Origin of the sequence: Actinoplanes octamycinicus (genome assembly GCF_014205225.1) — a bacterium.
In the GTDB taxonomy this organism is placed as follows: domain Bacteria; phylum Actinomycetota; class Actinomycetes; order Mycobacteriales; family Micromonosporaceae; genus Actinoplanes; species Actinoplanes octamycinicus.
Genome location: NZ_JACHNB010000001.1, coordinates 1,524,721 through 1,536,931 on the forward strand (window position 1 = coordinate 1,524,721; position 12,211 = coordinate 1,536,931).

Annotated in this window: 10 protein-coding genes; 8 read left to right on the top strand and 2 right to left on the bottom strand. The window is 71.1% G+C overall.

The annotated features are described in order from the left end of the window. Nucleotides 1-60 precede the first annotated feature (60 nt). The 3 genes from wecB (at nucleotide 61) to BJY16_RS06795 (ending at nucleotide 3,296) form a co-directional block, all read left to right on the top strand. Nucleotides 61-1,242 (top strand): non-hydrolyzing UDP-N-acetylglucosamine 2-epimerase, encoded by a 1,182-nt coding sequence (wecB, locus tag BJY16_RS06785; protein WP_185038248.1) that lies wholly within the window; start codon nucleotides 61-63, stop codon nucleotides 1,240-1,242. Then, the gene (locus BJY16_RS06790; protein WP_185038249.1) at nucleotides 1,242-2,870 is read left to right on the top strand and encodes a DUF2334 domain-containing protein; all 1,629 of its coding nucleotides are present in this window, start codon (nucleotides 1,242-1,244) and stop codon (nucleotides 2,868-2,870) included. The genes wecB and BJY16_RS06790 overlap by 1 nt, the downstream gene beginning before the upstream one ends. 75 nt (nucleotides 2,871-2,945) lie before the next feature. Next, nucleotides 2,946-3,296 (top strand): hypothetical protein, encoded by a 351-nt coding sequence (locus BJY16_RS06795; protein ID WP_185038250.1) that lies wholly within the window; start codon nucleotides 2,946-2,948, stop codon nucleotides 3,294-3,296. On the opposite strand, the gene BJY16_RS06800 is transcribed toward BJY16_RS06795, so the two are convergent. Beyond that, nucleotides 3,284-4,045, bottom strand: coding sequence for a dienelactone hydrolase family protein (locus tag BJY16_RS06800; RefSeq protein WP_185046305.1), 762 nt, complete (start codon nucleotides 4,043-4,045; stop codon nucleotides 3,284-3,286). The genes BJY16_RS06795 and BJY16_RS06800 overlap by 13 nt on opposite strands. Before the next feature lie 89 nt (nucleotides 4,046-4,134). Between BJY16_RS06800 and BJY16_RS06805 the strand changes: the two genes are divergently transcribed. Together BJY16_RS06805 and BJY16_RS06810 are read left to right on the top strand one after the other, a co-directional pair. After that, on the top strand, nucleotides 4,135-4,692 hold the full coding sequence (locus BJY16_RS06805; protein WP_185038251.1) for a TetR/AcrR family transcriptional regulator: 558 nt from the start codon (nucleotides 4,135-4,137) through the stop codon (nucleotides 4,690-4,692). Nucleotides 4,693-4,809: 117 nt separating this feature from the next. Beyond that, the gene (locus BJY16_RS06810; protein ID WP_185038252.1) at nucleotides 4,810-6,273 is read left to right on the top strand and encodes a cellulose binding domain-containing protein; all 1,464 of its coding nucleotides are present in this window, start codon (nucleotides 4,810-4,812) and stop codon (nucleotides 6,271-6,273) included. A gap of 127 nt (nucleotides 6,274-6,400) precedes the next feature. Here BJY16_RS06810 and BJY16_RS06815 read toward each other — a convergent pair whose 3' ends face one another. Continuing rightward, a complete protein-coding gene (locus BJY16_RS06815) occupies nucleotides 6,401-7,009 on the bottom strand; it encodes a TetR/AcrR family transcriptional regulator (protein WP_185038253.1) in 609 nt (202 codons plus the stop codon). A 111-nt stretch (nucleotides 7,010-7,120) separates the two neighbouring features. Here BJY16_RS06815 and BJY16_RS06820 point away from each other — a divergent pair, with 111 nt between their 5' ends. The 3 genes from BJY16_RS06820 (at nucleotide 7,121) to BJY16_RS06830 (ending at nucleotide 11,435) form a co-directional block, all read left to right on the top strand. Continuing rightward, nucleotides 7,121-8,698, top strand: coding sequence for an MDR family MFS transporter (locus BJY16_RS06820; protein ID WP_185038254.1), 1,578 nt, complete (start codon nucleotides 7,121-7,123; stop codon nucleotides 8,696-8,698). Nucleotides 8,699-8,896: 198 nt separating this feature from the next. After that, entirely contained in the window at nucleotides 8,897-10,486 is a 1,590-nt protein-coding gene (locus BJY16_RS06825; protein WP_239177433.1) for a GGDEF domain-containing protein, read from the top strand. A gap of 85 nt (nucleotides 10,487-10,571) precedes the next feature. Next, nucleotides 10,572-11,435, top strand: coding sequence for an SAM-dependent methyltransferase (locus tag BJY16_RS06830; RefSeq protein ID WP_221501911.1), 864 nt, complete (start codon nucleotides 10,572-10,574; stop codon nucleotides 11,433-11,435). Nucleotides 11,436-12,211 lie beyond the last annotated feature (776 nt).

Below are 12,211 nucleotides of genomic sequence, written 5' to 3' on the forward strand. Positions count from 1 at the left end.
GCCCGCAGGCGACCGCACCACCGCACCACCCCCCATCCCCCTGTGAAGGAAGGCTCCCCCTTGTCCCTTCGCGAAGTACACCTGATCGGCGGCACCCGGCCCGAGGCCGTCAAGCTCGCCCCGGTCGCCCTCGCCTTCCGCGAGGCCGGCCTGCTCACCCCGATCCTGCTGGCCAGCGGCCAGCATCCGGCAATGGTCACCCAGGCCCTCGGCGCGTTCGGCCTGGCGCCGGACATCACGCTCACCGTCGACCGCGCCTCCGGCACCCAGGCCGAGCTGCTCACCGCGATGATCCAGCAGCTCGACGAGCTGTGGTCGGTACGCACCCCGGCCGCCGTGATCGTCCAGGGCGACACCACCACCAGCCTGGCCGGCGCGCTGGCCGCGTTCTGGCGGCGGATCCCGGTGGTGCACCTGGAGGCCGGGCTGCGCTCCGGTGACCTGGAGTCGCCGTTCCCGGAGGAGGGCAACCGCCGGCTGGTCGCCCAGGTCGCCGCGCTGCACCTGGCCCCGACGCCGCTGGCCGCGATGAACCTGCTGGACGAGAAGATCCCGGCGGGCGACGTGCTGGTCACCGGCAACACGGTGGTGGACGCGACGCTGGCGGTGGCGGCACGCAAGCTGCCGTACGAAAATCCGGCTGTCGCCGAAGCGCGGGCCGCGGCCACCGGGCGTCTCGTCCTGGTCACCGCGCACCGCCGGGAGTCCTGGGGCGAGCCGCTGGACCGGATCCTGGGCGCGGTCAAGGAGCTGATCGCCCGCTACCCGGACATCGACGTGGTGCTGCCCAGCCACCCCAACCCGGCGGTCCGCGCCCAGGTGGACGGCGCGCTGGCCGGGGTGGAGCGGGTCACCGTGACCGACCCGCTGCCCTACCCGGACCTGGCCCGGCTGCTCTCCGAGGCCTACCTGGTGCTCACCGACTCGGGCGGGATCCAGGAGGAGGCGCCGTCGTTCGGCGTCCCGGCCCTGGTGCTGCGGGACGTCACCGAGCGCGTCGAGTCGCTGCACGCCGGCTGCGCGAAGCTGGTCGGTTCCGACCCGGAGCTGATCGTCGCCGAGGCGGCCGCGCTGCTGGACGACCGGTCCCGCCGGGACGCGATGACCGCGGGCGGCAACCCGTACGGGGACGGCCGCGCCGCCGAGCGCACCGCCCAGGCGACCGCCGCCCTGCTCGGCCTCGCCGCCGCCCCGGAAGCCATGCCCGTCCTGCAGTCCGCCGAGATCGGAGCCGTCGCCTGATGCGCACCTCGAAGGTCACCCGACGCACCCTGATCGCCGGCGGCGGTGCGGCCGCCGTGGCCGCCGCGGTCGGCCTGAGCACCGTGGAGGCGGATGCCGCCGCCTCGCTGCCGGTCAGCACCCCGCTGATCGGCCGGACCGGCAAGGCCGCCCCCGGCGCCGGTTCGGCGAAGGTCCTGGTCCTCTACGACACCACCGGCGAGTACGGCTGGCTGGGCGAGGTCTACGCCACCCAGACCGCGAACCTCGCCTCGCACTTCGGCACCTGGACGGCCGCGCCGGTGATCAAGTACCGGACCGGCGACCTGAACGCCTACTCCGCGGTGATCTACCTGGGCTCGACCTACGACGAGCCGGTGCCGGACGCCTTCCTGACCGACGTGCTGGCCACCACCAAGCCGGTGACCTGGGTCTACGACAACATCTGGCAACTCGCCGCGAAGCCCGGCTTCACCGACCGGTACGGCTTCGCCAGCGGCACCTTCGACCTCGCCCCGGTGACCGAGGTGCGGTACAAGGGCCGGAAGCTGACCCGGAGCACGGACAACCAGGCCGGGATCATGAACCTGCCGATCAGCGACCCCGCCAAGGTCAGCACGCTGGCCACCGCGGTCCGCGCGGACGGCACCACGTACCCGTGGGCGGTGAAGTCCGGCAACCTCACCTACGTCGGCGAGATCCCGTTCTCCTACGTCACCCACGACGACCGCTACCTGATCTTCGCCGACCTGCTCTTCGACGCGGTGGGCAGCACCGCGCCGGAGCGGCACCGGGCGCTGATCCGGATCGAGGACGTCGGGCCGGACGCCGACCCGGAGCAGCTCCGGGCGGTCGCCGACTTCCTGGCCGCGGAGAAGGTGCCGTTCAGCGTCGCGGTCTACCCGCGCTTCCGGGACCCGAAGGGCGTGCAGAACAACGGCCCGGCGCAGGACTACACGCTGGCCTCCCGGCCGAAGGTGGTCGCCGCGCTGAAGTACATGCAGGCCAAGGGCGGCACGCTGCTCATGCACGGGTACACCCACCAGTACGGCTCGGTGGCGAACCCGTACGACGGGGTGAGCGCGAACGACTTCGAGTTCTACACCGCGCACGTCGACTCGCACGACAGCGTGATCTACGACGGGCCGGTCGCCGAGGACTCGGCCGCCTGGGCCACCGCCCGGATGATCGCCTCCGGCGCGATCTTCGTGGCCACCGGCCTGGGCGCCCCGAAGATCTTCGAGTTCCCGCACTACGCCGCCAGCCCGGCGGACTACCAGGCGGTGCACGCGCTGTTCGGCAAGCGCTACGACCGTGGCCTGTACTTCCCGGGCGTGCTGGCCGGCGGCAAGTACGACTACAGCCGCCAGTTCGGGCAGTTCTTCCCGTACACGGTGCGCGACGTCTACGGCTCGGTGGTGGTCCCGGAGAACGTCGGCAACGTGGAGACCGAGGCGTTCAACAACCACCCGGTCCGGCTGCCGGCCGACATCGTCGCGTCGGCCGAGCGCAACCTGGTGGTCCGGGACGGCGTGGCGAGCTGCTTCTACCACGCCTACCTCGGCACCGATCACCTGAAGGACCTGATCGGCGGGATCAAGAACCTCGGCTACACGTTCGTGAGCGCCGAGACGATGCTCAACGGCTGATCACCGGCTCGTCGCGAGGCCGCCGCCCGGGCTCGGGCGGCGGCCTTTCGTCGTAGCATCACGACAGGAGACGACATGGACGTAGTGGACTTCTGGGTCAGGTCCTGGACCTCGGACGACCTGCCCGCGGCGCGCAAGCTGCTCACCCCGGACGTGGAGACCGAGTGGAACCTGGACGCCCCGGTCGACGACGAGGAGTTGCTGCAGGTGCTGCACCGGATCGCGGCCTTCGCCGACCGGGTGGAGCTGGCCGCGCGCACCGACGCGCTGGACGGCGCCGCGCTGGTCTACGACCTGGTGGCGCCGTTCGGCACCGCCCGGCTGGTCGAGTTCCTGGCCGTCGAGGACGACGTGATCACCGAGGTCCGGCACGTCTACGACACCACCGCGATCGACAGGTACTTTCCCGGCCTCTACGCCAACTGAGCCGGCAGGGCCCGGTCCAGCAGCGCGAACAGCGCCGCCCAGTGCCGCCGCTCGCCCTCCGGGTGATACATCGCCGTGTCGGACATGGTGAATCCGTGCGGCGCGCCCTCGTACAGCTCGGACGTGTGCCGGACGCCGGCTGACGCCAGCGCCGCCTCCAGCTCCTTGATCTGGTCCGGCGTCATCGAGCCGTCGTTGTCGGCGTGTCCGAAGTAGACCTCGCCGGTGATCGAGCTGACGGCCAGGTGCGGGCTGTCCGGACCGTCGGTGACCAGCCGGCCGGCGTGGAAGCTGCCCAGCACCGCGAGCCGGTCCGGCAGCGCGGAGATCGCGATCAGCGCGTTCCGGCCTCCCATGCAGTACCCGACGATCCCGGCCGGCCCGGCCGCGACACCGTCCTGCGCGCTGAGGAAGTCCAGGTAGGCCGTAGTGTCGGCGACCAACCGGTCCGGCGTGAGCCCCTGGATCATCGGCATGAGCCGGCCGAACGCGGCACTGCGCTTCTCCGCGTCGCTCAGCTCCTCCGGGTCCACCAGCGGGCTGCGCTGATCCCGGTAGAAGAGATTGGGCACCAGCACCGCGTAGCCGTGCTCGGCGATCCGGTCGGCCATCTCCCGGAGCCGCGGGCGGAGACCGAACCCGTCCATGAAGAACAGGATTCCCGGGTACGGCCCAGGACCGTCCGGCTTGACGAAGTACGCGTCGGATCGGCCGTCCGCGGCCGGCACGTCGATCGAGCTCTGCTGCATCGCGATGTCCTCCGCACCATTGGTCATGATCCGGGCGACCGTAGCATCGGCTGACGGCTTTGCCGACCGAACGCCGTATTGTGTGGCGCATGGCCACCCGGCTGCGTGCGGATGCCCGCCGAAATCGAGCGGCCCTGCTCACCGCCGCTCGCGAGGTCTTCGCGGAGCAGGGTCTGGACGCCTCGCTGGACGAGATCGCCAAGCGCGCCGGGGTCGGCAACGCCACCCTCTACCGCCGCTTCCCCAGTCGCCGGCACCTGATCGCCGAGGTCTTCGCCAGCCACATGACCGCCGCGGTCCGGCTCGCCGACCAGGCGCTGGAGCATCCGGACCCGTGGGCCGCGTTCGTCGGCTACCTGACCCGGGTCTGCGAGCTGCAGGCCACCGACCGCGGCCTGGCCGAGCTGCTCGTGACCAGCGCGTTCGACGACGACGAGCGGCTGTCCGCGCTGCGGGTGGCCGCCCAGCAGCGCGCGGTGGACGTGCTGACCCGGGCGCAGCGGGCCGGCCGGCTGCGCGGCGACTTCACCCGGCACGACCTCTGGCTGGTGATGATGGCGAACGCCGGGGTGAACCGGCACGCCACCGACCCGAACGCCTGGCGCCGCCAGCTGGCCCTGCTCCTGGGCGGTCTGGCGACCCGGTGACAGGCCGGTCACGGTGCGGCTTTTAAGGATGTTTAAGGCTTGCGCCGGAGACCGTTAAGACGGCTTCGACGAACAATCGCTGGCGTCACAAGCCCTCGTGATTGATCGGAGCCTCCCATGCAACGCAGCCGTCTGCGGCTCGCCATCTACTCCTCCGCCGCGGTGCTCGCGGTCGGCGGGGGCATCGGCGCGGCGGTCGCTGCCACCACCGGCGGCACGGGCAGCCTGAGTGCCAGCTTCGCCAAGGACAGCGACTGGGGCTCCGGCTACCAGGCGCACTACACGATCAAGAACGGCACCGGCGCCGAGGTGAACGGCTGGCAGCTGGTCTTCGACCTGCCGAGCACCGCGAAGCTGAGCACCTCCTGGGACGCCACGGTGACCACCAGCGGCAGCACCGAGACGGCCCGGAACGCGGCGTGGAACGGCACCATCCCGGCCGGTGGCTCGATCTCCTTCGGTTTCGTGGTCAACGGCAAGGGCGACCCGACGAGCTGCACCATCAATGGCGCGTCCTGCACCGCCGGCGGCGCGACCGTGGCCCCGACCGCCACCGCCACGGCGACGCCCACCACGACCGCGACCGTCGCGCCGACCAAGACCGCGACGGCCACGCCGACCAAGACCGCCACCGCGACGCCGACCAAGACCACCACGGTCGCGCCGACCACCACCGCGACCGGCGGGACCGGCTCGTCGGGCGGCGGGGTGCTGGTCGCCCCGTACGTCGACATGGGCATCCTCTCCAACGGCGGCACGCTCTCCGCGCTGGCCGCCGGCGGCAACGTCAAGTCGTTCAGCCTGGCGTTCGTCACCGCGACCGGCTGCAAGGCCAGCTGGTTCGGCGCGTTCGACCCGCGGCAGAAGCAGTTCGCCGACCAGATCGGCGCGATCCGGGCGGCCGGTGGCGACGTGAAGGTGTCGTTCGGCGGCGCGACCGGCGTCGAGCTGGCCCAGGCCTGCACCTCGACCAGTGCCCTGCAGGCCGAGTACCAGGCCGTGGTGGACGCCTACCAGCTGAAGTACATCGACCTGGACATCGAGGGCGCGGCATCGGCGGACACCGCCTCGATCAACCGCCGTTCGGCCGCGCTGGCCGCGCTGCAGAAGGCCAACCCGGGCCTGAAGATCTCGCTGACCCTGCCGGTGCTGCCGGAGGGCCTGACCGCGGACGGCCTGAACGTGGTCAAGTCGGCCAAGGACGCCGGCGTGGACCTGGACCTGGTCAACATCATGGCGATGGACTACGGCCGGTCCGCGCAGGACTACGGTGACCTGGCGATCCAGGCGGTCACCTCGACCAAGAACCAGCTCAAGTCGCTGTACGGCACCAGCGACGCGGCGGCCTTCAAGATGGTCGGCGTCACCCCGATGATCGGCAAGAACGACGACAGCGGCACGTTCACGCAGAGCGACGCCAAGGACGTGGTCGCCTTCGCCAACGCGAACCACCTGGGCTTCGTCTCCTTCTGGGAGATGCAGCGGGACAAGAACGCCTGCCAGGGCGCGCTCTTCCAGTGCACCAACGTCAGCCAGACCGCCTTCGAGTTCTCCAAGATCTTCGCCGGTTTCCAGGGCTGACCTTCAAAGATCAAGACCAGTTTCCGGTACGCGTAGAGCACGGTCCCGCCACGGGGCCGTGCTCTCGTCGTACCCGAATCGGGTGGTGATCTCGCCGTTGATCTTCCGGTGGTGAGCCCGGCGGAGCTCAGGCGAAGCCGCGGCCCGCCTCGACGAGCGCCTCGCTCGCCAGGTCCCAGTAGCCGACCTCCGGCCTACGCTCCAGCCAGACGGTCAGCGAGATCCGCAGCACCGCCAGGAACGTCCCGGCGATCAACTGGGACCGCAGCCCGAGCGGGTCGGCCGGGCCGAGCCGCAAGGCCACCTCGGCGGCCATCTCCCGCTCCAGCGCGGCGAACGTCTGCACCTGCGCGGCGGCCAGCGACGGGTGCCGGCGGACCATCCGGTTCCGGCTCATCCACTCCGGGTCGAGGTCGCCCAGCCCGCGGTAGAACCGCTCGGCGGCCGCGCACAGCGCCGCCCACGGCGACTCGCTCGCCGGCCGTTCCCGGACCAGCCCGGCCAGCTGCCGCATCCGCTGCAGGTCGCCGTAGAAGAGGGCCTCCTCCTTGTTGGCGAAGTAGTTGGAGAAGGTCCGCCGGGAGACGCCGGCCTCGTCCGCGATCGCCTCGACCGTCACCCGCTCCGGCCCGTGCTCGAACGCCAGCCGCAGGGCCGCCTCGTGCAGCGCCTGCCGGGTGGCCGCCTTCTTCCGCTCGCGCAGGCCCAGCTCCGGCTCGGACGTGGTGTCGGTCATGCCGGGAAGCGTACCGGCGACGTACATCACTTCCCAGTGAGAAAGTTTGCACACTGGGCAACGCTTGCCGATAGTTGTATCGAGCAACCAATACCGAAAGGGGCAGCGCGGATGAGCACTCCGACCACGAGTCGCGGCGAACCCGGAGCCATGTCACACCGCGAGATCCTGGAGGCCCTCTCCGGCCTGCTGCTCGTGCTCTTCGTCGCGATGTCCAGCTCCACCATCGTCTCCACCGCGCTGCCGACCATCATCGGCGACCTGAACGGCTCGCAGACCCAGTACACCTGGGTGGTCACCGCGACCCTGCTGACCGCCACCGCGTCCACCCCGATCTGGGGCAAGCTGGCCGACCTGTACAGCAAGAAGCTGCTCGTGCAGGCATCGATCGTGGTGTTCGTGCTCGGCTCGATCCTGGCCGGGCTCACCCAGAACACCGAGCAGCTGATCGCCGCCCGGGCCTTCCAGGGCCTCGGCATGGGCGGCGTGCAGGCGCTGGTCCAGGTGGCCATCGCGGCGATGATCCCGCCCCGCGAGCGCGGCCGCTACAACGGCTACCTGGGCGGCGTGATGGGCCTGGCCACGGTGGCCGGCCCGCTGCTCGGCGGCGTGATCGTCGACTCCTGGCTGGGCTGGCGCTGGTGCTTCTTCGTCGGCGTCCCGATCGCGGTGATCGCCCTGGTGGTGCTGCAGAAGACCCTGCACCTGCCGGTCCTGCGCCGGGACGACGTGAAGATCGACTACCTGGGCGCCACCCTGATCGCGGCCGGCGTCAGCGTGATCCTGGTCTGGGTGTCGTTCGTGGACAGCTCGTTCGGCTGGCTCTCCTGGCAGACCTTCGCCATGGTCGGCGGCGGCGTGGCCCTGCTCGGCCTGGCCACCTGGGTCGAGTCCCGGGTCGCCGAGCCGGTCGTCCCGCTGCCGATCGTCAAGCAGCGCACCACCGCCCTGGCCATCCTGGGCAGCCTCGCGGTCGGCATGGCGATGTTCGGCGGCTCGGTCTTCCTCGGGCAGTACTTCCAGATCGGCCGCGGCTACAGCCCCACCGAGGCCGGCCTGCTCACCATCCCGATGATGTTCGGCCTGGCGTTCGCCTCGACGGTGGCCGGCCGGCTGATCACCCGCAGCGGCAACATCAAGCCGTACGTGGTGGCCGGCACGATCATCCTGGTGATCGGCTTCGGCGGCCTCTCGGTCCTCGACCACGACACCCCGCTCTGGTACGTCGGCATCGCGATGTTCCTGGTCGGCGCGGGCGTCGGCATGTCGATGCAGAACCTGGTCCTGGCCGTGCAGAACACCGTGGCGCTCAAGGACATCGGCGCGGCCAGCTCGACCGTGGCGTTCTTCCGCTCGCTCGGCGGCACGATCGGCGTCTCGGTGCTCGGCGCCGTGCTGGCCCGCCGGGTCGCCGACTCGATGACCGGCCAGCTGGCCGCGCTCGGCGTGCACTCCACCGGCGACTCCAGCGTCAGCGCCCTCAACCTGGGCAGCCTGCCGCCGGCCATCCAGCACGTGGTGCGGGTCGCCTACGGCGACGCGACCGGCCACATCTTCCTGATCTCGATGGGCATCGCGGTGGTCGGCGTGCTCGCCGCGCTGCTGATGAAGCCGACCAAGCTGCGCAGCACGGTCGACCTGGCCGCGGCGAAGGAGCCGGAGCCGGAGCTGGCCGGCGCCACCAAGTAGCCGATATTCGCGGGAAAGGGGCGTCTCCGCGCGAGGCGCCCCTTGTGGCGACCGGGATCACGTCCACGAATCGGTAATGAAACGTTGACACAGCGCTAACCTCGGTTGACGGAGAGCTGATCACCGGTCTGCCGCGGTTTTCCTCATCCCCGGCACGTGGCGACCGATCTGTCCGGCCGCTGCGGAGAGGAGCACCGGGTGAAGAAGCGCCGCACGGACGCCGAGACGCTGTCCGCCGCCCTACTGACGATCGAGGACCAGCGGGCCTGGGACGCCCGTGCCGAGCTGGCACGGGCTGTGGAGCTGGAAGACGCGGCGCTCGCCCTCGGCGACGACTTGCTCGTCATGCGGGCCCGGCTGTGCCAGATCAACATGCGGATGCGCAGCGGTGACGTGGCCGCCGCGGCGGAGCAGATCTGGCGGGTGCACCAGTGGGCGGTCGACAACGACGCCCGGCAGTTGCTGGCTCGGACCCACCTGATCTGGCACAGCATCCATCAGCACCTCGGTGATGCCGAGCAGGCCCTGGAGCACGCGCTGCTCGCGGTGGAGCTGCTCGATGACGACTCCACCGAGCACATGCATGTCTGGCACCGCACCAAGCTGGGTGATGCCCTCTGGGCCGCCGGCTCGGTGGACGCCGCCCGGCAGCGTCATGCGCAGGCCGAGGAGCTTGCCGTCCGGACCGGCTCACCGGCGCTGCTCTGCCTGCTCAACAACTATGCGTACGCCGAGTTCTCCTACGGCGACCAGCAGCGCGCCGAGGAGATCGCCTGGCGGATGGAGCACCTCGCCCGCGAACAGGGGGAGCAGCTCCAGCCTTCGTTCCTGGACACGCTCGGCGCGATCCAGAACGGCAACGGGCACTACGCCGCCGCCGAGGCGACCATGTTGCACTGCATCGAGCAGCACGCCGAGGGCCAGCACGAGGACGCGGACGCGCTCGCCGAGTACCTTCTGACGCTCAGCCAGGCGCAACGCGGGCTGGCGGCGTACGACCGGGCCCAGGGCAGCCTCGACGAGTCCCGTCGGCTGTGCCTGGAGCGAGACCTTGGCGAGACGCTCGTCCGGGTGCAGCAGGAACAGGCCGAGCTGCACGCCGCCCGGGGCGAGTTCGCCGCGGCGTTCGCCGCGCACAAAGCCTTCTTCGAGGCCCACTGCAAACTGCAGTCGCTGCAGCGGGAAGCACGTACCCGGACCCGGCAGGCGATGTTCGAGACCGCCGAGGCGCGGCAGGAAGCCGAGCGCTTCCGCGAGCAGGCCCGCCGGGACCCGCTCACCGGCCTGCACAACCGCCGCCACGTCGACGAGGTGCTGCCCGGCCTGATCCGCACCGACCCGCAGCTCACCGTGGCGCTGGTCGATCTGGACCACTTCAAGCAGATCAACGATCAGCTGTCGCACGACGTCGGCGACCAGGTGCTGGTCCGGGTCGCCCAGCTGCTGGCCCGCGAGGTGGCCACCGCCTGCCCGGGCGGCTTCGCGGCCCGGATGGGTGGCGAGGAGTTCCTGGTGGTGCTCCCGGGCACCGCGGTGCCACGGGCGCACGCGCTGCTCGACGCCCTCCGGAGGACCATCCGCAACCAGCACTGGGCGCCGATCACCCGGCACCTGCCGGTGACGGTGAGCATCGGCGTGGCCGGCCTGGCCGACGCCCCGCAGGGCGCCCAGGCACCCCTTCTGTCCACTGCGGACGGTCATCTGTACGCTGCCAAGCACGGCGGACGTGACCGCGTGGTCTCCTCGGTGCAGCTGCGCGACTGGGTCGGGCACGCCTCGGCCGCCTGACCCCCGGTCGTGTCACTCCGTGACGAAATACGGATCATGGGGGTGATGCCGGTCAATCGTTGACGCTAGGCTGGACGGACTGTCGATGATCGACGGTGGGGTCCAGCGTGAGGAGGCGGTCGTGGAGCACAGCAGTGGTAACTCCGCTCCCAGCGAGGTCGCTCCGCCTGGGGTCAACATCAACGTGCCGCACTCCGCCCGCATCTACGACTACTGGCTGGGCGGCAAGGACAACTTCGCGGTCGACCGGGCGGTCGGCGACGCGATGATCCAGGCCATCCCCGGCATGCGCTACATGGCCGGGGAGAATCGCAAGTTCGTTCACCGCGCCGCCCGCGACCTGGTCGCCAAGGAGGGCATCCGGCAGTTCCTGGACGTCGGCACCGGCATCCCGACCCGGCCCAACCTGCACGAGGTGGCCCAGCGGATCGCCCCGGAGACCCGGGTGGTCTATGTCGACAACGACCCGATCGTGCTGGTCCACGCCCGCGCCCTGATGCTCAGCTCCCCGCAGGGCCGCAGTGAGTACATCAGCGCCGACATCCGCGACCCGCGCTCGATCCTGCAGGACAAGGTCCTCAAGGAGACCCTGGACCTGACCCAGCCGGTCGGCCTCACCCTGATCGCGATCCTGATGCTGCTGGCCGACGAGGACGACCCGTGGTCCACGGTCGCCGCGCTGCGCGACGCGATGCCGTCCGGCAGCTGCCTGGCGATCACCCACCCGACCGCCGACTTCAACCCGGACGAGGTCGGCCAGGCCGTCGCCGCCGCCACCGGCGCCGGGATGACCCTGGTCGCCCGCACCCAGGAGGCGGTCGCCCGCTTCTTCGGCGACTGGGAGCTGCTCGAGCCGGGCCTGGTCCCGGTCTCCGCGTGGCGCCCGGACGCCCCGGCCGCCGACCCCAAGGCGGCCTATTACTGGGCCGGAGTCGCCCGCAAACCCTGACCACACCCCGGCCAGCCCGCAACGTGCCGTCTCAGGTTCTTCCACGCAAAAACACCTGAGGTGCACCACAAGATCGGCCCCGCCCACTGCCCGGGCGGGGCCGATCCTTCTCCTGACGCCGCTCGCCGCCCACTCCCCGGGCGGGGGCCGATCCTTCTCCTGACGCCGCTCGCCGCACACTCCCCGGGCGCGATCCTTCTCCTGACGCCGCTCGCCGCCCACTCCCCGGGCGCGATCCTTCTCCTGACGCCGCTCGCCGCCCACTCCCTGGGCGAGGCCATCCTTTTCTGACGCCGCTCGCCGCCCACTCTCCGGGCGAGGCCATCCTTTTCTGACGCCGCTCGCCGCCCACTCCCCGGCCCCACCCTCAGCCGGCTCAACAGCGAGTTGTCCACATCAGCGCGCCGTCCACAGCCCAGCCCCGGAAAATCCTGCCGCCGCGCCACACTGTCTTCGGGGCGGCTCCCCCTGGGAGGGCGGGGACTGGGACGTGGCCGAGCCCGCAGCGAATGAACCGGATGCTGCCGGCCGCCCCACGGACCAGCTGGCCACGCCGCTGCGGCACATCTCGACCCGGGACGTCCCCCGAGCTGCTGCTCGGCTTCGGGCCGACTGCGGCGCTTCCGGCGTACCGGAAATCTCGGCGCGCAAGCCGAAGCGAACCTCGGGCCGGCCGGCGGACCGGAGAGTGCTGACCGCGCGTGCCCGAACGGCTCAGGTGAAGCGGATCTGTCCTACTGTGCCGGCCCCGCCTCCCGCCCCGGCGGGGCCGGCAA